Origin of the sequence: Janthinobacterium sp. ROICE36, assembly GCF_002869965.1 — a bacterium.
Taxonomy (GTDB): domain Bacteria; phylum Pseudomonadota; class Gammaproteobacteria; order Burkholderiales; family Burkholderiaceae_D; genus Janthinobacterium.
Window position 1 is genome coordinate 1 of the sequence record NZ_PEBS01000010.1, and the last position, 20,261, is coordinate 20,261.

17 protein-coding genes and 1 pseudogene are annotated in these 20,261 nt (G+C 64.0%); 12 read left to right on the forward strand and 6 right to left on the reverse strand.

What is annotated here, in order from left to right; genetic code table 11:
* Positions 1-247 (forward strand): annotated as a pseudogene (locus CSZ94_RS06060) (IS630 family transposase); the annotation flags it as partial.
* A gap of 54 nt (positions 248-301) precedes the next feature.
* Here CSZ94_RS06060 and recJ read toward each other — a convergent pair.
* Together recJ and CSZ94_RS06070 are read right to left on the reverse strand one after the other, a co-directional pair.
* The gene (gene recJ / locus CSZ94_RS06065) at positions 302-2,005 is read right to left on the reverse strand and encodes a single-stranded-DNA-specific exonuclease RecJ (RefSeq protein ID WP_102120686.1); all 1,704 of its coding nucleotides are present in this window, start codon (positions 2,003-2,005) and stop codon (positions 302-304) included.
* Positions 2,002-3,054, reverse strand: a complete 1,053-nt coding sequence (locus tag CSZ94_RS06070) for a hypothetical protein (RefSeq protein WP_102120687.1) — start codon at positions 3,052-3,054, stop codon at positions 2,002-2,004. Before CSZ94_RS06070 ends, recJ begins: the two co-directional genes overlap by 4 nt.
* Positions 3,055-3,215: 161 nt before the next feature.
* Here CSZ94_RS06070 and CSZ94_RS06075 point away from each other — a divergent pair, with 161 nt between their 5' ends.
* Genes CSZ94_RS06075 through CSZ94_RS06095 form a run of 5 tightly spaced genes read left to right on the forward strand, consistent with a single transcriptional unit; the run spans position 3,216 to position 8,594 of the window.
* Positions 3,216-4,493 carry a lipoprotein-releasing ABC transporter permease subunit gene (locus CSZ94_RS06075; RefSeq protein WP_034788543.1) on the forward strand — a complete coding sequence of 426 codons (1,278 nt, stop codon included), beginning with the start codon at positions 3,216-3,218 and terminating at the stop codon, positions 4,491-4,493.
* A 32-nt stretch (positions 4,494-4,525) separates the two neighbouring features.
* The gene (locus CSZ94_RS06080; protein ID WP_102120688.1) at positions 4,526-5,791 is read left to right on the forward strand and encodes a lipoprotein-releasing ABC transporter permease subunit; all 1,266 of its coding nucleotides are present in this window, start codon (positions 4,526-4,528) and stop codon (positions 5,789-5,791) included.
* A 16-nt stretch (positions 5,792-5,807) separates the two neighbouring features.
* Entirely contained in the window at positions 5,808-6,527 is a 720-nt protein-coding gene (gene lolD, locus CSZ94_RS06085) for a lipoprotein-releasing ABC transporter ATP-binding protein LolD (RefSeq protein ID WP_102120689.1), read from the forward strand.
* Between the two features lie 25 nt (positions 6,528-6,552).
* The gene (locus CSZ94_RS06090) at positions 6,553-7,359 is read left to right on the forward strand and encodes a TatD family hydrolase (RefSeq protein ID WP_102120690.1); all 807 of its coding nucleotides are present in this window, start codon (positions 6,553-6,555) and stop codon (positions 7,357-7,359) included.
* The gene (locus CSZ94_RS06095) at positions 7,356-8,594 is read left to right on the forward strand and encodes a PQQ-dependent sugar dehydrogenase (protein ID WP_102120691.1); all 1,239 of its coding nucleotides are present in this window, start codon (positions 7,356-7,358) and stop codon (positions 8,592-8,594) included. The genes CSZ94_RS06090 and CSZ94_RS06095 overlap by 4 nt, the downstream gene beginning before the upstream one ends.
* 103 nt (positions 8,595-8,697) lie before the next feature.
* Here the strand turns inward: CSZ94_RS06095 and CSZ94_RS06100 are convergent, their stop codons facing one another.
* Together CSZ94_RS06100 and CSZ94_RS06105 are read right to left on the reverse strand one after the other, a co-directional pair.
* Positions 8,698-10,686, reverse strand: a complete 1,989-nt coding sequence (locus CSZ94_RS06100) for a helicase-related protein (RefSeq protein ID WP_102120692.1) — start codon at positions 10,684-10,686, stop codon at positions 8,698-8,700.
* Between the two features lie 85 nt (positions 10,687-10,771).
* The gene (locus CSZ94_RS06105) at positions 10,772-11,605 is read right to left on the reverse strand and encodes a class I SAM-dependent methyltransferase (RefSeq protein ID WP_102120693.1); all 834 of its coding nucleotides are present in this window, start codon (positions 11,603-11,605) and stop codon (positions 10,772-10,774) included.
* 184 nt (positions 11,606-11,789) lie between these two features.
* Between CSZ94_RS06105 and CSZ94_RS06110 the strand changes: the two genes are divergently transcribed.
* Positions 11,790-14,225, forward strand: coding sequence for a DNA internalization-related competence protein ComEC/Rec2 (locus CSZ94_RS06110; RefSeq protein ID WP_102120694.1), 2,436 nt, complete (start codon positions 11,790-11,792; stop codon positions 14,223-14,225).
* 45 nt (positions 14,226-14,270) lie between these two features.
* On the forward strand, positions 14,271-14,792 hold the full coding sequence (locus tag CSZ94_RS06115) for an N-acetyltransferase (RefSeq protein WP_102120695.1): 522 nt from the start codon (positions 14,271-14,273) through the stop codon (positions 14,790-14,792).
* Between the two features lie 3 nt (positions 14,793-14,795).
* Here CSZ94_RS06115 and CSZ94_RS06120 read toward each other — a convergent pair whose 3' ends face one another.
* Complete coding sequence (locus tag CSZ94_RS06120; protein WP_102120696.1) at positions 14,796-15,719, reverse strand: LysR family transcriptional regulator; 924 nt, start codon at positions 15,717-15,719, stop codon at positions 14,796-14,798.
* Between the two features lie 151 nt (positions 15,720-15,870).
* On the opposite strand from CSZ94_RS06120, the gene CSZ94_RS06125 reads away from it, so the two are divergent.
* The 4 genes from CSZ94_RS06125 (at position 15,871) to dcd (ending at position 18,923) form a co-directional block, all read left to right on the forward strand.
* On the forward strand, positions 15,871-16,632 hold the full coding sequence (locus tag CSZ94_RS06125; protein ID WP_102120697.1) for a sulfite exporter TauE/SafE family protein: 762 nt from the start codon (positions 15,871-15,873) through the stop codon (positions 16,630-16,632).
* Between the two features lie 20 nt (positions 16,633-16,652).
* Positions 16,653-17,360, forward strand: coding sequence for an HAD family hydrolase (locus tag CSZ94_RS06130; RefSeq protein WP_102120698.1), 708 nt, complete (start codon positions 16,653-16,655; stop codon positions 17,358-17,360).
* A gap of 58 nt (positions 17,361-17,418) precedes the next feature.
* Positions 17,419-18,219, forward strand: coding sequence for an alpha/beta fold hydrolase (locus tag CSZ94_RS06135; RefSeq protein ID WP_102120699.1), 801 nt, complete (start codon positions 17,419-17,421; stop codon positions 18,217-18,219).
* Positions 18,220-18,353: 134 nt separating this feature from the next.
* On the forward strand, positions 18,354-18,923 hold the full coding sequence (dcd, locus tag CSZ94_RS06140; protein ID WP_102120700.1) for a dCTP deaminase: 570 nt from the start codon (positions 18,354-18,356) through the stop codon (positions 18,921-18,923).
* A 14-nt stretch (positions 18,924-18,937) separates the two neighbouring features.
* Here the strand turns inward: dcd and CSZ94_RS06145 are convergent, their stop codons facing one another.
* Positions 18,938-20,161, reverse strand: a complete 1,224-nt coding sequence (locus CSZ94_RS06145) for a PrpF domain-containing protein (protein WP_102120701.1) — start codon at positions 20,159-20,161, stop codon at positions 18,938-18,940.
* Positions 20,162-20,261 lie beyond the last annotated feature (100 nt).

A 20,261-nucleotide genomic window follows, 5' to 3' on the forward strand; every position in this document is an offset into this window, starting at 1 on the left:
CACGCCGACGTCCGCCTCCTGGCTCAACATGGTCGAGCGCTTCTTCCGCAGTTTGACAACGGATCGACTCCAGCGCGGAGTCTTTCGTAGCGTCCATGAACTGACCGTCGCAATCCATGAATATATTGCGGCCCATAATCAGAATCCGAAGCCGTTTGTATGGACCGCCAAGGCTAACGACATCCTGCAAAAAGTGATCCGTGCCAATCGGAGGCTTAGTTCAAAGAATAACGAAGCACTACACTAGTACGGTGAGCATCGCAGGCGGCCTATACCGACGCGCAGTAGGTACTGTTAGGTGTCACAACACAGGCTCGGCGTGCTCCACCATCAACTGCACCTTCGTCGTGCCATTGTATTCATTCGCATCGAGCCGGAAGGCGACCCTTGTGCGTTCGCCCAGGGCGTCCGTGTGGCCGAACCAGATGGCGTCGAAGCGTACGCCGTTCTTTTCCAGCAGCAGTTTCAAATGGCGTTCTTTGAGGATGCGCTGGCTGACGACGCGGAATTCATCGCAAAAGACGGGTGGGGCGAAGCCCTGGCCCCACACCTGGCCATCCATCAGTTCGATGAAGGCCGTCGTGTAGTAGGCGTCTTCCAGCGGGCCGTCCGTTTCTACCACTCTTTCCAGCTGTTGCTGGCTGAGCCAGGCCTGACCCACGGCTTCGAAGGCCTGGGAAAACGCGTCGAAGGCGTCGGCGCGGATGGTCAAGCCCGCCGCCATGGCGTGGCCGCCGAACTTGTCGATCAGGCTGGGCGCCCGTTTCGACACCAGGTCGAGCGCGTCGCGCAAGTGAAAACCGGGGATGGAGCGGCCGGAACCCTTGATCCAGCCGTCCGCGCCCGGCGCGAACGTGATGGTTGGGCGATAAAACTTTTCCTTCAAGCGCGAGGCGACGATGCCGATCACGCCCTGGTGCCAGGATGCATCGAAGACGCTGATGGTGCTGCTGTTGGCCGGCTCGAAATCATCGAGGTGCAGCAGGGCCGTATCCTGCATTTCCGCCTCGATTTCGCGGCGCTTCAGATTGATGTCGTTCAATTGCTGCGCCAGCGCCCAGGCGCGGCCTTCGTCGTCCGTGATCAGGCATTCGATGCCCAGCGACATGTCCTGCAGGCGGCCGGCCGCATTCAGGCGTGGTCCCAGCGCGAAGCCCAGGTCGAACGGCGTGGCGCTGCGCGCTTCGCGGCCCGCCACGCGGAACAGGGCGGCCACGCCCGCGTGCATATTGCCCTTGCGCATGCGTTTGAGGCCTTGCGCGACGAGGATGCGGTTGTTCGTATCGAGGCGCACCACATCGGCCACCGTGCCCAGCGCCACCAGGTCGAGCAGGTTTTGCAGCGGCGGTTGGGTTTTCTGGTCGTAAATCCCTCTTTGGCGCATTTCGGCGCGCAGGGCCAGCAAGACGTAAAACACCACGCCCACGCCGGCCAGATGCTTGCTGGGGAAACCGCAGGCAGGCTGGTTCGGATTGACGATGACGGCTGCGTCGGGCAGGGTGTCGGCCGGCAAATGGTGGTCGGTGACGACCACCTGGATGCCGCGCCGGTTGGCTTCGGCCACGCCGTCGATGCTGGCGATGCCATTGTCGACGGTGATGATGATGTCGGGCGACTTTTCACGCGCCGTCAGTTCGACGATTTCCGGCGTCAGGCCGTAGCCGTATTCAAAACGGTTGGGCACGATGAAATCGACGTCGGCGCCCATGGCGCGCAAGCCGCGGATGGCCACGGCGCAAGCGGTGGCGCCGTCGCAATCGTAGTCGGCCACGATGACCATGCGTTTCTTGGCGGCAATCGCGTCGGCCAGGAAGACGCCGGCCGCGCCGATGTGCAGCAAGCCGGACGGCGGCATCAGGGCCGCCAATTCGCTCGACAGTTCTGCCGCGTCGGACAAGCCGCGCGAGGCGTACAGGCGGGCCAGCACGGGGTGGATGCCGCCCTGGCGCAGCAGTTCGGATTCACGGTAAGGGCAGGGACGGGTGGCGATGCGGGTACGGGTCATGATGCTTTCAACTTGTTCAGGGTAATCGCGCGCCAGAATTTGCGCTGCGCGTGCTTGCTGGTGGTACAGCTTAGCCAGGCGTCGCGGTGGCTCAGCATCAGACGCAACTGGCCCAGGCGGCCATCTTTCAGGGCCGCCAGCAGGGGCACGAACCAGTCTGCTTCCAGTGCCTGCAACTGTTGCAGCCACATGCCCCACTCCTGCGCCTGTGCCGCTTCGATCAGGCCGCCCAGCACGACGATCGCGTCCTGTTCGCTTGCCAGCACACTGTTTGGACTGGCATCGCGCCGTGATGGTTCCGCCAGCGCGGCCAGCCAGCCGGGCGCGTCCTTTGTATGCAGGCTGGCCGCGCAGCGCGCAGCTTCAGCGTTGGCCAGGCTCCCGCCCCAGATCCAGAAGGAGTTGATGGCTTTCAAGCCCCGCTCTTCGCGCGCCGCGTTGACGGGATGTTCATGCCACAGCATCTGCACTTCGTTTTGCAGGCGGCGCGCGGCGCGCGCGTGCTCGCCTTCCGGCATCCAGAGGGACAGGTCTTGCGTGGTGGCGGCGTCCGGCGAGGCGCACTGCAAGTCGCTCCAGCCATCGGCGCGCATGAACCAGGTGGCCGCGTCGCCGTATGCCAGCGGTTGGCCGATCTCGTCGAAATAGGGGGACGCAATGTCGAACAGGGCGCGGCCATCGGCCTCGCTCAGCTTGAGCTGGCGCAAGTCTTCCAGGCTGATATGGCTGCGGGCGATGGCCAGGTGGGCCGGATGCAGCAGGAAGTAACGCGCGCCAGGTTCCGGCGCCAGGCCATAGCCGCGCATGGCCTGGGCTGCAAAGGCCGCCTGCGCCGCCTCGCCGTTGGGCGCGGGCGACTGGCCCAGCGCGTGCGCCAGCCACGCTTCATGCGGCAGCAGGCGCTTGGCGTTGTCAAAGCTTTCCAAATTGCAATTGGAAGTACGCGACAGCAGGGCCGCCAGGGCGGGCGCCTGCAAGACCTTGAGCAGGTCGGCAGCCAGTTCGGCATTGGGCAAGGCGAAGGGCAGTACGAGGGTAAGTTGATTCATCCCGAGATTGTAGGCGATTGTGGCGGTGGGGGAGTAGTCCCCGCGGTTTTTCCCTTGGCGGCGGGCGGGGGAAAAGTGGCGCCACGGTGATGTGTTTCACGCATGAGTGTCATTTGTGTGGCACACTGCGCGCTCGCATATTATCGTTGTCGCGGGAGCGCATGAGCATCATCAAACAATTTCCTTTTGAGTGGCAGGTCGGCGTGCGCTATACGCGCGCCGGGAAGCGTAGTGGCCGCAACAGCTTCATTTCCTTCATTTCCCTCATTTCCGTGGCCGGCATCGGCCTGGGCGTGGCCGCCCTGATCGTCGTCCTCTCCGTCATGAACGGCTTCCAGAAGGAAGTCACCGACCGTTTGATGTCGGTGCTGGCGCACGTCGAGGTGTTCGACACCAGCGGTTCCATGCCGAACTGGCAGGCGCAGGAGCGCGCCGCCTACGCCAACCCGCAAGTGAAAGCCGTGTCGCCGTTCGTGGAAACCCAGGGCATGCTGCTGAACGACGAAACCATGCGCCCGTCCGTCGTGCGCGGCGTGCTGCCGCAGCAGGAAGCCACCGTCTCCAGCGTGGCCTCCCAGATGAAACAGGGCAGTTTCAAGGACCTCACGCCAGGCTCGTACAACATCGTGCTGGGCATCGACCTGGCCAAGGCGCTCGACGTGAAAGTGGGACAGAACGTGACCCTGATGCTGGAACGCGAGCCAAGGGCGGGCGACCCGGCAAATGGCATCGTCATGCCGCGCATGCGCGCGCTCAAGGTGGCCGGCATCTTCGAGGCAGGCCACAATGAACTTGATGGCAGCCTGGCCTTCGTCAACATGCAGGACGCCGAACAGCTGCTGCAGCTCGACGGCCCGTCCGGCCTGCGTCTGCGCCTGCACGACATGAACCAGGCGCCGCAGGTGGCGCGCGAACTCAAAGCGTCGATGCCGGGCCAGCTGTGGATGCGCGACTGGTCGCGCGCCAGTGCCAGCTGGTATGCGCTGGTGCAAAGCCAGAAGAACATGATGTTCATCATCCTCAGCATGATCATCGCCGTGGCCGCGTTCAACCTCGTCTCGACGCTGGTGATGTCGGTCACCGACAAGCAGGCAGACATCGCGATCTTGCGCACCCTGGGCGCCTCGCCGTTTTCCATCATGAAGATTTTCATGATCCAGGGCGCGCTGGTGGGCTTGCTGGGCAGTGCGCTGGGCGTGATCGGCGGCGTCGTGCTGGCGCTGAACGTGGGCGTCATCGTGCCCTTCATCGAAGGCATCTTCGGCCTGCATTTCATCTCCAAGGAAATCTACCAGATCAGCGCCGTGCCGTCCGATGTGCATTGGCTGGATGTGGCGCAGATCGGCCTGATCGCCTTTGGCCTGGCGCTGGTGGCGACGATCTACCCGAGCTGGCGCGCCGCGCGTGTCAAGCCGGCCGAGGCCTTGCGCTACGAATAATTCCCCAAGAAACGATAAAGACCGCCTGAACAATGAGTATTTTCAAGAATTTGCCCTTCGAATGGCTGGTCGGCCTGCGCTACACGCGGGCCGGCAAGCGCAGTGGCCGCAACAGTTTTATTTCCTTCATTTCACTCATTTCCATGGCCGGCATCGGCCTGGGCGTGGCGGCGCTGATCGTCGTGCTATCCGTGATGAACGGCTTCCAGAAGGAAGTGACGGACCGCATGCTGTCCGTGCTGGCCCACGTGGAAGTGTTCGACAACAGCGGCAGCATGCCGGACTGGCGCGCCGAAGCGGCGCAGGCATTCAAAAATCCGGCCGTGAAAGGCGCCGCGCCGTTTGTGGAAACGCAGGGCATGCTGCTGCGCGACGATGCGCTGCGTCCCGCCATCGTGCGCGGTGTGCTGCCCGAGGAAGAGCCGAACGTTTCCGACGTGGCTGGCCAGACGCGCATGGGCAGCTTCAAGGCACTGCAGCCGGGCACCTTCAATATCGTGCTGGGCATCGAGCTGGCGCGCGCGCTGCGCGTCAACCTGGGCGAAAAAGTCACCTTGATGCTGGCGCAGGGCCAGGTCACGCCGGCGGGCGTGCTGCCGCGCATGCGCAGCTTTACCGTCAGCGGCATCTTCCAGGCGGGCCACAATGAATTCGACGCCGGTCTGGCCTTCATCAATATCGAAGACGGCCAGCGTTTGCTGCGTCTCGACGGCCCGTCCGGCCTGCGTTTGCGCCTGGCTGACATGAACCAGGCGCCGCAAGTGGCCGCGGAGCTGAAAAAATCCATGCCGGGCCACCTGTGGCTGCGCGACTGGTCCAAGCTGAACGCCAACTGGTTCGCTGCCGTGCAGACGGAAAAGCGCATGATGTTCATCATTTTGACCCTGATCATCGCGGTGGCCGCCTTCAACCTCGTGTCGACCCTGGTGATGACGGTGACGGACAAGCAGGCCGATATCGCGATTTTGCGTACCCTGGGGGCTTCTCCCCGCTCCATCATGAAGATTTTCATGATCCAGGGCGCGCTGGTGGGCATCCTGGGCACGCTGCTGGGCGTAGGCGGCGGCGTGCTGGTGGCCATGAACATCGACGTCATCGTGCCCTTCATCGAGCATCTGCTGGGCGTGCAGTTCCTTTCCAAGGACATTTACTTCATCAGCACCGTGCCGTCCGACCTGCGCTGGCCCGACGTTACCAAGATCGGCGTGCTGGCCGTGATCCTCGCCTTTTTGGCGACCCTGTACCCAAGCTGGTGGGCTGCCCGCGTCAAGCCTGCGGAAGCCCTGCGCTATGAATAAACCACTGACTACTACCATGACCGATCTGAACAAACCTGCCTCCAACGGCGCTTCCGCCGATACTGCCGTCCTGTCCTGCCGTGGCCTGGGCAAGACTTTCACGCAAGGCAGCTACAAGGTGCAGGTGCTGGCCGGCATCGACATCGATATCCACCGCGGCGAGCGGGTCGCCATCGTCGGCGCTTCCGGTTCCGGCAAGTCGACCCTGCTGCATTTGCTGGGCGGGCTCGATACGCCCACCAGCGGCAAGGTGACCCTGCTGGGCAAAGATTTCGCCACCCTCAGCGAAAAGGCGCGCGGCGACCTGCGCAACGCCTCGCTGGGTTTTGTCTACCAATTTCACCACTTGCTGCCCGAGTTTTCCGCGCTGGACAACGTCGCCATGCCCCTGATGATACGGCGCATGAAGCGCGCGAGCGCCACCGAGCTGGCGCAGCAAATTCTCACGCGCGTGAACCTGGCCAAGCGCGTCACGCACACGCCGGGTGAATTGTCGGGTGGCGAGCGCCAGCGCGTGGCCCTGGCGCGTGCCCTGGTCACGCAGCCGGCCTGCGTGCTGGCAGATGAACCGACGGGCAACCTCGATCACGCCACTGCCGAACAGATTTTTGACCTGATGCTGGAATTGTCACGCACCCTGGGCACGGCCTTCGTCATCGTCACGCACGATATCGAACTGGCCAAGCGCTGCGACCGCGTGCTGCGCCTGACGGACGAAGGGCTGCAGCCTTATTGATACTGAGCAATACTAGGAGTTCGCCATGTGGATCGACACGCACTGCCACCTTGACGCGCATGAATTCGGCAGCGAATCGCTGCAGGTGGCGGCGCGCGCGCAGCAGCAGGGCGTGGCGATGATCGTCATGCCCGCCGTCGAACGGGCCAATTTCGCCATCGTGCAGGGCCTGGCGGCAGCGGCGCCTAACGCCTGCTATGCGCTGGGCATCCACCCGATCTACGTGCCGCATGCCACGCAAGACGATTTGATCGCCCTGCGCGAGGCGGTGGCGCAAGCCATGGACGACCCGCGCTTTGTCGCCATCGGCGAGATCGGCCTCGATTTCTTCCTTCCCATGCTGTGCGAACCGGCCATGCGCGTCAAGCAGGAGCATTTTTTGCGCGAACAGCTGAAGATTGCCCGCGACTTCGATTTACCCGTGCTGGCCCATGTGCGCCGCTCGCAGGACATCGTCCTCAAGCATGCGCGCCAGATCCGCCCGAACGGCGGTATCGCGCATGCGTTCAATGGCAGCTTCCAGCAGGCGCAGGGCTATATAGCCCTCGGTTTCAAGCTCGGTTTCGGCGGCTCCATGACCTTTACGCGCGCGCTGCAGATACGCCGCATGGCCACGGACTTGCCTCTGGGTGCCATCGTGCTGGAGACGGACGCGCCCGATATTTCCCCCAGCTGGATTCATCCTGGCCGCAACAGCCCTGAAGCATTGCCGCGCATCGGCGCCGTGCTGGCCGAATTGCGCGGCCTTGATATTGCGCAAGTGGCGGCTGCGACCAGCGCCAATGCGCGCGCCGTGCTACCCCGACTACCCTTGATGGAAACACCCTCATGAACAAGAAGATCATCTCCGGCGCCCTGGCGGCCTGCATGTCCACCGTGTTGGCGCCCGCCATGGCGGCGGCCAGCGCCCAGTGCGACGGCATGCCGCGCCTGGACGTCACCACGCCGCCCGGCTTTTGCGTGGCCGTGCTGGCCGACGGCCTGAAATTTCCCCGTGGCGTGCTGCCGCTGACGAATGGCGACATCCTCGTCACGGACATGGCGGGATGGGCGCCGAAGCTGGGTAAATTGTGGCTGTTGCAGCGCAAGGCGGCCGGCCCCGGCTACGAACGCAAGCTGCTGCTCGACAAGCTCGATCGCCCGAACGGCATCGTGCAGGGGCCGGACGGCATGGTGTATGTGGGCGAGGTGGGACGCATCTTCCGCTTCGACTTGCGCGATCCATCGCGCGCCCTCACCGACATCATCGGCGGCACGGCGAAGACGCCGCGCCTGCCGGGTCTGGGCTTGCACCTGCTGACGACCATGCGCTTTGGCCCCAAGGGCGACCTGTATGTGAACGTGGGCTCCAGCACCGACCATTGCGAGAACGATGGCAAGGCGCCCGACCCGGCCAAAGCTTGCCCTTCGGCCGAAGGCGCGGAAGCGCTGGGCGCCATCCGCGAATACAAGATGGCCTGGCCGGCTGGTACGGTGACGGGCTGGCGCACGCATGCGCGCGGCTTGCGCAATTCGATGGCACTGGCCTTCCACCCGGCGACGGGCGACTTGTGGCAGGCGGAAAATGCGCGCGACGCCATCCAGGCCGCCATGCCGCAACTGAAAAGCGACGAAAACCTGCCGCATGAAGAACTCAATTTGATCAAGGCCGACCGGCATTATGGCTGGCCGTACTGCTACGACGACAATGTGGCCAGCCCCGAGTATCCGAAAACGGCTTGCGCCGCCCAATACATGGCGCCGCAGCGCCTGCTACCCGGCCACGCCGCGCCGCTGGGCATGACGTTCTACACGGCCAGCCGCTTCCCCGAACTGTACAAGAACAGCCTGATTATCGGCTACCACGGCTACCGCAGCAACGGCCACCGCTTGGTGGCGCTGCTGCCCGACAAGGCCGGCGCGCCGCTGGGCAAGTCCGTCGACTTGATCGGTAACTGGGAGCGCAAGGGCAAGCAGGGCAGGGGTGCGCCCGTCGACGTGAAGCAGGGCCAGGATGGCGATATCTACATGGCCGATGACCATAATGGGCTGGTACTCAAATTGCATTATGCGGCACCGAAACCGTAATGCCTCTGCTTGCCCTCGGCCAGGGAGGGGGCGGCGCATTGCCCTGCAAGCGGCCCGCTATCTCGCCACTGAGCAGGGCTGGCTTCTGCAAATCCGTTGACTTTTATTTCAACTTTTTGCCGGAGCGTCCGCGCGACGCCGCATTGTGCGCGCGCAGGATGGAATCGACGCGTTCCGACGCATCGCGCGACAGGCTTTGCGCCACGGCGATATCGGGGAAGAATTCGGGCAGGCGGTAGCTGAGCCACGCATACGCCGAGTAGTAGCGGCAAGTGTCTTCCACCTGCTGCAGATTCTGCGTGCTTGTGCCATACGCGTGCTGGCGCAGTGTGCTGGTCTTGCCCTGCGACAGATTCTTCGACCAGTTTTCCCACGCCGTGTGCAAGGACGGCACCTTGCTCGATATCGGCACCAGCGACAGGGTGAACTTGTCGGCCACGGACAGGGGCAGGGTGTCGAGCCAGACGGCGCGCTCCTGCTGGTCTTCCGTGATGCGCGGGAAGAAGAAGCCGTCCGGCACGTCGATGTTGTGGATGAAGCGGCGCAGCAGCTTTGACAGCGACAGCTCGCCCGTCACCGACGAAATGCGGTGCAAATGTTCGAGCGAGGGCGCCACGGCAAAGCCGCTGGTATTGAGCGGATGCAGCTTTTCCTTGAGCAGGGCGCGCATGACTTCATGCGTCTCGTTGTCGTAGCCGGCCACCAGGCCTTCTTCGTGCACCCCATAGCGGCCCGCGCGTCCGGCGATCTGGCGCGCCAGCGCGGCCGAAATCTCTTCCTCTTCGCGGCCATTGTATTTGACGCAGGTGGTCATGACGATGCGCGCGATCGGCATGTTCAAGCCCATCGCCAGCGCATCCGTGCCGACGACGATATCGGCCGTGCCATCGCGGAAGCGCTGCGCCTGCGCGCGCCGCACTTCGGGCGACAGGTTGCCATAGACGGTGGCCACCGACAGCCCTGTTTCCGTGATCATGTCGCGCCACATCAGCACTTCGCGGCGCGAAAAGGCGATGACAGCGTCGCCGCGGCGCAGCTTGCCCACCTTGCGCACGGCGCCCGGCTCCATCGACAGGGGCGCCATGCGTTTGAGTACGTGCACTTCCAGCGGGCAGTCCAGGCGCTCGGCCAGCGCTTCGATGGCGCGCCGCGCTTCCGGCGCGCCCACCAGGTACACGGTGTGGGCCGGCGCACCGCAGACGGCCGCCGTCCACGCGGCGCCCCGGTCCGGGTCGGCCAGCATCTGGATTTCATCGATGACAGCCACTTCGACGACGGTTTTCGTGTCCAGCATTTCCACCGTGCTGGCCACGTGCGTGGCGCCGTCGACCACGCGGCGTTCCTCGCCCGTGATCAGGCTCACGGCCAGCGGCTTGCCATGTGGCGCGGCTTCCTGCAGGCGTTCATAGTTTTCCAGGGCCAGCAAGCGCAATGGCGCCAGGTAGATGCCGCTTTTCGCCTTCACCAGCGCTTCCATGGCGCGGTGCGTCTTGCCGGAATTCGTCGGCCCCAATAGGGCGATGAAGCGGCGCGGCAGGCGTCGGGCCATCTCGAACGAGGCGGGATACTCGGCCAGGTTGATGCTCTGGCGCGTGCGCGCCGCGTGCTGTTCTTCCTGCTGGCGCTCGATGGCGTGATTGAAGCGCTGGCGGATGCGCTCGAAGACCATGCCGGCCGGCTCCGACGTCTGCATGTCGGCCAAGGTGCGCAGGAAAACCATCGGGTCCGTGTCCACGTCTTCGCTCAGGCCCGCGATATCGGCGACGAAATCCATCACGTGCTGGCGCAGCTCCTCGAAGACGGCCGCGCTGGCCCGTTCGCGCACCAGGGCGAGTTTGGCATCTCGGTCCATCTTGCGCCACTTGGCCGGCCGCGCCAGCACGCCCTGTGCCGGCACCAGCGCATACGGCACCACCAGGTGGCCCGCCTTGACCACGCCGGAAAAGCGCACGAAGACGCGGCCTTCCATCTTGACCAGGCGGATATGCTCGGCCAGCGCCCCCAGTTCCGCGACCAGGGTGGCATCGTTATTGTCTTCGCTGCTGTCGGAAATGTCGCTGGAAGTATCGGGAGGAAGTGCGGAGGAAGTCATGTCGTGCCTGGGTGTTGAAGTAAGCGAGGCCGATTATACCGTCGATAGAGGCGGGCGGTGGGGGCCCGCCATGGCGCTTGCATGTTCAGGCGGCGCGCGCGCGTACCAGGCGCAGCCCCCAGCCGGTGGCGATCGTCCCGTCACCGGATTGCAGCGGCGCCACGGCATCCAGGAACGCGCTGCGCAGGCGCTGCCTGGCGTCATCGTCCAGGCGGTCGATGTCATACGTGTCTGTCAGGGCGGTCCACAGTTCGGCGCGCGTGGGCGACCAGGGCACGTCGATATCGTCAAACGTGACCTGCGCGAACGCGCCATCGAGCAGCTCGCGCCAGCCGGTTTCCGACCCGGTGCGCCGATCGCCGAAGCGCAGCGGCGGCAGCTCGGTACTGGCGATCGGATTGAAGACGCGCATGAAAACCTCGTTCACTTCGCCCAGCAAGAAAGTCCGGCCGACGATGGCCGCAACCTGGCCGCCGGGCCGCAGCACGCGGCGCATTTCGCGCACGACCTGTTCGATGTCGTCCATGAGCATCAGCGCCATATGCGAGACGAAATAATCCACGCTGGCCGATGGCACATCCAGCGCCTGGCCGCGGCCTAGCAGCAGCCGTACTGACGGGGGCAGGGCGGCGCGCGCGGCGGCCAGTTCAGCCTGGCTCATGTCAACGCCGAGCAGTTGCAGCCGGGGCTGCTGCCTGGCTGCCAGCAAACCCAGCAGATGGCCGTCGCCGCAGGCCAGATCGAGCACGCTCAACGGCGTGTCCACGGCCGGTACCAGGCTGGTCAGCACGTCGTAGGACGAGGCCCAGCTATCGGCGGGGGAATTGGCTGGCAGATGGGCAAACGCGGCGCTGGTTACGCCGACTTGCCGCTGATGAAAGTCTTGCAAATAGGTTTCCGCCGCTGTCAGTAGGGTCATGCAAGGTCCGCAAAGTCGTGGCGCCTGGGCGCCGGATGGTCATCTTAGCATGGGGAAAGTTTCGCCAGCGATGGTGACGGATTGGGTGCCTGAGTGTTCTTATCCACGCCACCATTGCGCCAGATCAGATGGCAAAGAGTCGAAAGCGATCACAGTACCTGAGCCCTTTTCGCAGCGAGCTCCCATGCGCACCCTGATACTCGGCTTTGCCGCTGGCGCCGCCTGGTTGCAGACGCAGGCCAGCTTGCCGTCGCAGGCAGGTGCGCTGCTGTGGGTGATCGCTGGCGTGTCGCTGCTGACGGCACTGCCGCTGCGCCTCCACGTGCGCTGGGGTTACGGCTGTCGTTCCGTTATTGCGCTTGCCGCTGGCGTGGGACTGGGCTTTTACTGGGCAGCCTGGCTGGCCCACGCGGCCCTGGCGCCGCAACTGGCGCCGGCCGATGAAGGTCAGGACATCACCGTAGTGGGCACGGTGGCCAGCTTGCCGTACCGTTTCGAGCAGGGCGTGCGCTTCAATTTTGCCGTGGAAAAGTCCGCTGGAGCGAGGGTGCCTCCCCTGATCGCCCTGTCCTGGTACGCGGGTTTTCGCGATGCGGTGACGAACGAAGTGGGCGACGTGCAGCCGGGCGAGCGCTGGCGTCTCACGGTACGGCTGCAGCGCCCGCATGGCAACGCAAATCCCATGGGTTTTGACTACGAAGCGTGGCTGCTGGAGCAGGGCGTGCGCGCCACGGGCTATGTGCGGCCGCAGCCGCGCGCGGACACGCCGAATCTGCGCCTGGCGGGCTTCGTGCCCGGCTTCGGCAATGTGGTGGAGGCCAGCCGCGCGGCCTTGCGCGCGCGTATCCTGCGCAGCCTGGACGGCAAACAGTATGCCGGCGTGATCGTGGCGTTGGTGGTGGGCGACCAGCGCGCCATCCCCCAGTCGGACTGGCAAGTGTTCAACCGCACGGGCGTCAGTCATTTGATTTCAATTTCCGGCTTGCACATAACCATGATCGCGGGCCTGTTCGCCCTGGGCGCGGGTGCGCTGTGGCGGCGCTCGTTTTTCACGGAGCGGCAACTGCCTTTGCTGTTGCCGGCGCAAAAGGTGGCGGCGCTGGCCGGCGCGCTGGCGGCATTTTTCTATGTACTGCTGGCCGGCTTCGGCGTGCCCGCGCAGCGCACCTTGTATATGTTGCTGGTGGTGGCGCTGGCCTTGTGGCTGGGGCGCATCACCAGCATGGGCCATGTGCTGTGCCTGGCGCTGGGTGTGGTCGTGCTGCTCGATCCGTGGGCCGTGCTGTGGCCCGGTTTCTGGCTATCGTTCGGCGCCGTCGCCACCACCCTGTATGCGACGGTGGGCCGCACCACGGCATCCTTGCCGGACAGCGCCAGCCGTTGGCGCCATTTGCGCGCGGCCGTGGCGCTGGGCGCGCACACGCAATATGTGGTGACAGTGGGGCTGGTGCCCTTGACGATGCTGCTGTTCTCGCAAGTGTCGCTGGTCAGCCCCGTGGCCAACGCGCTGGCCATTCCCGTCATCAGCCTGGTCGTCACGCCGCTGTCGCTGGCGGGCAGCCTGCTGCCTGCGCCCTTGTGCGACTGGCTGTTGCTGCTGTCGCACGCCATCGTGCAGATGCTGGCGCACGTGCTGGACTGGCTGGGCGCGCGCCGTTTTGCCGTGTGGACGGCGCCCGCGCCGCCGTGGTGGAGTTTTTGCTGGGCATTGTTTGGCACGGCATGGCTGTTGGCGCCACGGGGATGGCCGCATCGCTGGGCGGGCATGCTGGGCTGGCTGCCCCTGCTGACGGCCTTGCCGTCCAGCCCGCCACCTGGCCAGATGTGGATCACGGCCTTTGACGTAGGACAAGGCATGGCCGTGCTGGTGGAAACGCACGGTCACCGCCTGCTGTACGACACGGGACCGGCCTACAGCCTTGATTCCGATGGCGCCAGCCGGGTCATCGTGCCTTACTTGCGCGCACGCGGCATAGGCAAGCTCGACGGTGTGATCATTTCCCACAGCGACCTCGATCACGCGGGCGGCGCCGTATCCTTGCTGGAAAACATAGGCGTAGGCTGGCTGGCCTCGTCGCTGTTCGATGGCCACCCGGCCGTCGAGGCCCGGCGGCAAGCCCGGCGCCCGTATTTGCACTGCATGGCGGGCCAGCGCTGGACCTGGGAAGGCGTACATTTTGCCATGTTGCACCCGCTGCCAGCCAGCCGCGACGATATATCGCTGAAACCGAACGCCCGCAGCTGCACGGTGAAAATCACGGCAGGCCAGCATGCAATCTTGCTGGCCGGCGACATCGAAGCGGCGCAGGAAGCGCAATTGCTGGCGCGCTCGGCGGACGGCGACTTGGTGGCCGACGTACTGCTGGCGCCGCATCACGGCAGCGGCACCTCATCCACGCCGGCGTTTTTGAACGCCGTCCATCCGACGCTGGCGATTTTCCAGGTCGGGCACCGCAATCGCTATAAACATCCGAAACCGCAGGTGTATGCGCGCTATGGCGACCTGGGAATCACGCGGCTGCGCACGGATGTGGCGGGGGCGGTGGTGCTGGAGTTTGGCAGCAATATTGATGTGACGCTGCATCGGGCCAGCCGGCCGCGCTACTGGCATGAGCGCTAGTCCTTTCATGCTACGCTCGCGGAATCATCGTCCGAGGAGTCCAGATTGCGCCAGTCCAGCCACGCTTACCGTATCGGCACGGCCCAGGCCGCCGATATCGACGCCATCACAGCCTTGTTGCAAGCCAATTCCCCCTCGCAGGGCGGCAGCCTGACGGGCGAGTTTTCGCGCGACAAGGTGGCCGCCATGGCGGATGGCGCATCGCCCGTCATCGTGGCGCGGCGCGTGCTGGACGGGTCTGTCGTTGGCGTGTTGTTCAGCGCGGCAACAGCCACCGTGCAGGCACCCGTGGTGCTGGCCATGCTGGCCGCGTATGCAGGAAGTGAAAACGCCTATGTGTATGGTCCCGTCTGCATTGCGGCCTCGGAGCGGGGACAGGGTTTGCTGGCGCTGCTGTACTCTGCCATGCGCGCGCGGCATGGGGGCGCAGAGGCCGTGTTGTTCATCCGGCGCGACAATCTCGGTTCGCTGCGCGCGCATGCGCGTCTGGGCATGCGCGAAGTGGCGACTTTTGCTTTCGATGGTGCGCAGTTTTCCGTATATAGCGATGTCATCGCCGTGCAATAGACGCTAACTTGCGCGTTCATCCGGTATTTCGACTCCCCGCTGTCGTACATATTCAAGAAACAGCCGCGCGCCCTTGGCCATGCGCGAAGTGCCGTAGACGGCGTGGATGCTGGGATCGAGCTCTTTCGATGACGTCAGCCGGTACGCCGTGCACACTCTTTGCAAGCTGCCGGCGGCCACGGCTGGCTCGGCCAGCCAGCTGGCCAGGCGCACGATGCCGGCGCCTTCCAGGGCCGCTTGAAAAGTGGCGATGCCGGAAGTGAAGCGGAAACGCGGTTGCACCTGGTAGCGCACGTTGCGCGTAGCAGAGACGAAATGCCAGTCGCGCAGGATGCGCGGGGCTGAGTGCATGATGATGTCGTGGCCGGCCAGCTCTTCGGGTTCGTCGGGCGCGCCCATGCGGGCGATGTAGTCGGGCGAGGCGTACATGTAGCGGCGGTAATTCCACAGGGGATAGCCGATCAGCTCGCTCGACTGGGGGAAGGCGCCGCGGATGGCAAAGTCCAGCTTTTCCTGGATGGGGTCGATCGATTTGTCCGAGAAATGAATGTCCACGGACACATTCGGGTAATCGCGCGAAAATTGCGCTACTACTTTCGGCAAGAAGCCCAGCGAGAGGATTTCCGGCGCCGAGAGGCGCACCCAGCCTTGCGGTGAGTTGCTCAGCTCGGCCAATTGATCTTCCGCCTCGGCCTGCGTTTCCAGCAAGTGCTTGGCCGACGCATAATACGTTTCGCCAGCCGTCGTCAGGGTGAACTGCTTTTGCGTGCGCAGGATCAGTTCGGCACCGATGGCGTCTTCAAGGAACTGGATGGCGCGCGTGACGGCCGACGGCGAGCGTCCCAGCATGCGCGCCGCGTGGATGAAGCTGCGCTTTTCCACCACGGTGCAAAAGGCGCGGATCTCCCACATCAGCTTCATCGACATTGCGTGACTCCCGGCAAAAGAGGCTAGTAGACCGCACGGGGCGCATTCCGTCAAGCGTTACGCCTGATTGCGTTTTGCGCAATTTGAAGTTGCATCCGGAAAAATCCACGGCGCCTATACTGCCGCTGTCGCCCATTCCTCATTGCCTATCATGCTGACCATCTCACTGCTGTGTTTATTTGCCTTCTTTGCCGGCCTGATCGATGCCGCCGTGGGCGGGGGCGGGTTGATACAGCTGCCGGCCCTGTTCAACTTGATGCCGAACATGGCCTCCACGTCCTTGCTGGGCACGAATAAACTGGCGTCGGCCTGCGGCACCACGTTTGCCGCCCGCTCGTTCGTCGGCAAGGTCAACATTCCCTGGCTGCTGGTGCTGCCCGCCGTGGCCAGCGCCTTCGTCATGTCCTTCATCGGTGCCGCCGCCGTGTCGTATGTGCCGCAGCAGGTGGTGCGTCCCATGGTGCTGGTGTTGATCATCATCATGGCCATCTATACCTTCATCAAGAAAGATTTCGGCAGTACGCGCGAGCCGCGCCCCATCGGCCCGCGTGAACGCATCCTCGCCATCGTCATCGGCGGCGCCATCGGCTTTTATGACGGCCTGTTCGGGCCGGGCACGGGCAGTTTTTTGATTTTCCTCTTCATCCGCGTCTTCGGCTTCGATTTCATCCTCGCTTCGGCTTGCTCGAAACTGGTGAATATCGCCACCAACGTGGCCGCGCTGGCCTTCTTCATTCCCGCCGGCCACGTGGTGTACGCGGTGGCTGCACCGATGGCGGTGTGCAACATCCTGGGCGCCCTGACAGGCACCTGGATCGCCGTGCGCCGCGGCGCTGCCTTTGTGCGCATCCTGTTCCTGGTGCTGCTGGTGCTGCTGATCGTCAAGTTGTCCTACGACATCTTCTTCAAGTAAGTTTTCAAACGGCAATAGCCATGAAAACCATCCAGGGCGTGCTGTGGGACAACGATGGCGTGCTGGTCAACACCGAACAGCTGTTTTACGAAAGCAACCGCGATTTGCTCCTGCCCTACGGCATAGACTTGACGCCGAAGCAATTCTTTGACTGGTTCCTGGACAATAACTATGGCGCCTGGCATCTGCTGCTGGGGCAGGGCCACCCCATCGAACTGGTCGATCGCCTGCGCGCCGAGCGCACCGTGCTGTTTGCGCAACGCTTGCGTCAGGCGCGCCGGCTGGCCATGCCCGGCATCGGGCAAGTGCTGGCGGCGCTGCGCCCGCATGTGGCCATGGGCGTGGTGACGAGCGCCTACGCACAGCATTTCCAGATCAGCCATGCGGCCACGGGCATGTTGTCGCACTTCGACTTCGTGCTGACGCGTGAAATGTATGCGGAAAGCAAGCCGGCGCCCGACGGCTATCAGCTGGGTTTGCAGCGCCTGGGCCTGGCCGCCGCCGACTGCGTGGCCGTGGAAGATTCGCCGCGCGGCTTGCGCGCCGCCAACGCGGCCGGGCTGGAATGCATCATTGTGCGCAATCAGATGAACCGCGAGCATGCGTTTGACGATGCCTTTTGCGTGGTGGAATCAAGCGCGGAGCTGGGCGCGGTGCTGGCCTCCTTCGTGCCCGGCATGGCGCAAGCGCCCCCGCTGCCACCCCGGAAATTAGAGGCCTTCCTCTGATACGCCTTGCCGGCATGCCATTACAATTGCCTATCGCATTCACCGGCAGCATCCCACGATGACACTCCCGCAACTGCACTTTGCCCACGCCAACAGTTATCCTGCCGGCACCTACCGCAAGCTGTTCGGCTTGCTGGGCCAGCACTACGATGTGCAGGCGCTCGACATGCACGCGCACGATCCTGCTTACCCCGTCAGCACGGGCTGGCCCGAACTGGTGCGCGAGTATATCGATGAGCTGGAGCGCCGCTACAGTACGCCCGTGATCCTCGTCGGCCATTCACTGGGCGGCATGCTCAGCGTGATGGTGGCCAAGCAACGGCCCGACCTGGTGCGCTGCGTGGTCTTGCTCGATTCGCCCGTGGTGGCCGGCTGGCGCGCCTTGCTGGTGCGCCTGGCGCGCAATACGGCGCTGGGCGAGCGGTTTTCTCCGTCGCGCTTTTCCGCCCGGCGGCGCAAGCTGTGGCCCGATGCGCAAGCTGCGTATGACCACTTTGGCGCCAAGGACATGTTCGCCATCTGGGCGCCGCAAGTCTTGCGCGACTATATAGACAGCGGCCTGGTCCCTCATCCGGAAGGAGTGCAGCTGCGCTTCACGCGCGAAGTGGAAACGCAGGTCTACCGCAGCTTGCCGCATCACATCGGCAGCCTCGTCAAGGATGGCTTTCCCGTGCCCATCGGTTTTATCGGCGGCACGGAATCGGTGGAATGCCGCCAGGCGGGCTTGAAGGCCACGCGCAAGCTGGTGGGCAAGTTTTTCCGCCAGGTACCGGGCGGCCATCTGTTTCCCATGGAAAACCCGCAACTGACGGCGCAAGTGGTGCGCGAGATGATCACTTCCTTGCTGGCGAAACAGTAGCCTGACGCCAACGATTTTCATATCGCAGGGGCCAACAGTGGCGGGTTTTCGCGTAAAATCCTGCCATTCGGGCCGTGCCTGCTGCATGCGTGCGGCCCCCCGCCATTCCGATATTCTAGAAAGAGCCCCCTGCGATGACGATTAAAAGCGATAAATGGATACGCCGCATGGCGCAAGCAACGGGCATGATCGAGCCTTTCGAACCGGGCCAGGTCAAGGAACGCGACGGCAACCGCATCGTCTCCTACGGTACCTCCAGCTATGGCTATGACATCCGCTGCGCCGACGAGTTCAAGTTGTTCACCAATATCAACACCACCATCGTCGATCCCAAGGATTTTGACGCGAATAACTTCGTCGATGTGTCGGGCAAGGGCTATTGCATCATCCCGCCGAACTCGTTCGCGCTGGCCCGCACGGTCGAGTATTTCCGCATTCCCCGCAATGTATTGACGATTTGCCTGGGCAAGAGCACCTATGCGCGCTGCGGCATCATCGTCAACGTCACCCCGTTCGAACCGGAATGGGAAGGCTTCGTGACCCTGGAGTTTTCGAACACGACACCGTTGCCGGCGAAAATCTACGCCAATGAAGGCGTGGCGCAAGTGCTGTTCTTCGAGTCCGATGAAGTGTGCGAAACCTCGTACAAGGACCGGGGCGGCAAATACCAGGGCCAGGTTGGCGTGACCCTGCCCAAGACCTGATTGCCGGTCTTGCTTTAAAATTGCTTCAGCAGCCACGCTTTCAGTGCGGCTGAGGGCTGGTACAGGGGAACATGGCCGCGCAGCAAGATTTGCGTGCTGCGCCGGTAGGCCGCGCTGTCGATGGCGATGGCGTCTCCTGCCTGGCGCGCCACGATGGTGGTACCCAGGATGCCGGCCGGGTTTGCTATGCCCAGTTCAATCTCTGCATTCGCCTGCCCGACGGGCGGCACGCCGCGCGCCAGCGCATGCGCCACCGTGCCCGGTATCAAGCAAGCTGCCGCCAAGCAGCAGCCGCCCGAGACGGCCAGCGAGGCGTGGCCCGCCTGTGGCGTAAAGTAACGTACCGCAATATTTCCCTCTCCCGTTGCCGGCCCCACGATACAGAACTTGGGGATGGTCTCGCTGCGTGCCAGTTCTTCCAAGGTCATCAACTCGCCATCGCGCCGCCGCAAGCCCATCAACAGGCCCGCCGCGCTCCACACCTGGCGGATGGCTTGCATGAAAGCCGTGTCCGCCTCCAGTTCCCGTATTGCTTCCTGCGCCGTCTTGCCAAACTGGCGCGCTTGCGCGATGACCATGGGCACGGCCACGTCCACGCACGAGACGTCGTAGCCGTGCACCGTGTCTTGCGCCTTGCCTGTTGGTAATAATTTTTCCGTCTTGGCGCCGGCGGGTTGCTGCAGGAACAGGTCCACGCGGGGGAAGCTGCCGGGCACGCCAGGAATGCCGGTGGCGGTAAAGCTGCCATCGAGTTCGCGCGCCATGCGCGAGGTGGTGATGACGCCCGTGTTGGTGTTGCGGATATCGATATCGTGCGTGCCGATGGCCAGCGCCTCGATCACGCCGCTGTCCAGGCCCCACAGTTGCAGGGCGGACGACATATTGCCGCAGTTCACGCTCCAGTCGATATCGCCGTGCTCGCCGGCCAGTTGCGCCAGGGTGCTGACCAGGCGCGGCTGGCCGGCATGCTGTTCCACCTCGACCAGGAAGACTTTATTGCTGGTAGGAGCACCGCGTCCCAGGCCCGTGATCTGCCGGTTGCCCGGCAGGCGGCCGGACTGGGGCACGCCCATCAGCTGGCGCAGCAATTCCTCGCGCAGAGTTTGCTCGGCCGGTACGCAGGACGCGTGCAAGACCAGGCCAGTCGACGTGCCGCCACGCATGTGGTGGACGGGAAACTCGATCACGCCGCAGCGCTGGCGGGGCACAAGGTCGGGCAGGGCGGGCAGCAGGGGCATGGCGATCCGATCAGGGTCTGGCAGGGGAAGCGTCAGTGTGCCAGTTTTTTGTGCCGAGAAGCAAGAGTGTGTGCCGGCCGCGCTCTTTACCTGCCTTTAC

Bases quoted from the DNA above. Each gene is read 5' to 3' on its own strand.
- CSZ94_RS06135 (WP_102120699.1), top strand. From the start codon at position 17,419: ATGACACTCCCGCAACTGCACTTTGCCCACGCCAACAGTTATCCTGCC.
- recJ (WP_102120686.1), bottom strand. From the start codon at position 2,005: ATGACCCGTACCCGCATCGCCACCCGTCCCTGCCCTTACCGTGAATCC.
- CSZ94_RS06125 (WP_102120697.1), top strand. From the start codon at position 15,871: ATGCTGACCATCTCACTGCTGTGTTTATTTGCCTTCTTTGCCGGCCTG.
- CSZ94_RS06105 (WP_102120693.1), bottom strand. From the start codon at position 11,605: ATGACCCTACTGACAGCGGCGGAAACCTATTTGCAAGACTTTCATCAG.
- CSZ94_RS06130 (WP_102120698.1), top strand. From the start codon at position 16,653: ATGAAAACCATCCAGGGCGTGCTGTGGGACAACGATGGCGTGCTGGTC.
- lolD (WP_102120689.1), top strand. From the start codon at position 5,808: ATGACCGATCTGAACAAACCTGCCTCCAACGGCGCTTCCGCCGATACT.
- CSZ94_RS06070 (WP_102120687.1), bottom strand. From the start codon at position 3,054: ATGAATCAACTTACCCTCGTACTGCCCTTCGCCTTGCCCAATGCCGAA.
- CSZ94_RS06090 (WP_102120690.1), top strand. From the start codon at position 6,553: ATGTGGATCGACACGCACTGCCACCTTGACGCGCATGAATTCGGCAGC.
- CSZ94_RS06075 (WP_034788543.1), top strand. From the start codon at position 3,216: ATGAGCATCATCAAACAATTTCCTTTTGAGTGGCAGGTCGGCGTGCGC.
- CSZ94_RS06080 (WP_102120688.1), top strand. From the start codon at position 4,526: ATGAGTATTTTCAAGAATTTGCCCTTCGAATGGCTGGTCGGCCTGCGC.
- CSZ94_RS06120 (WP_102120696.1), bottom strand. From the start codon at position 15,719: ATGTCGATGAAGCTGATGTGGGAGATCCGCGCCTTTTGCACCGTGGTG.
- CSZ94_RS06145 (WP_102120701.1), bottom strand. From the start codon at position 20,161: ATGCCCCTGCTGCCCGCCCTGCCCGACCTTGTGCCCCGCCAGCGCTGC.
- dcd (WP_102120700.1), top strand. From the start codon at position 18,354: ATGACGATTAAAAGCGATAAATGGATACGCCGCATGGCGCAAGCAACG.
- CSZ94_RS06100 (WP_102120692.1), bottom strand. From the start codon at position 10,686: ATGACTTCCTCCGCACTTCCTCCCGATACTTCCAGCGACATTTCCGAC.
- CSZ94_RS06110 (WP_102120694.1), top strand. From the start codon at position 11,790: ATGCGCACCCTGATACTCGGCTTTGCCGCTGGCGCCGCCTGGTTGCAG.
- CSZ94_RS06095 (WP_102120691.1), top strand. From the start codon at position 7,356: ATGAACAAGAAGATCATCTCCGGCGCCCTGGCGGCCTGCATGTCCACC.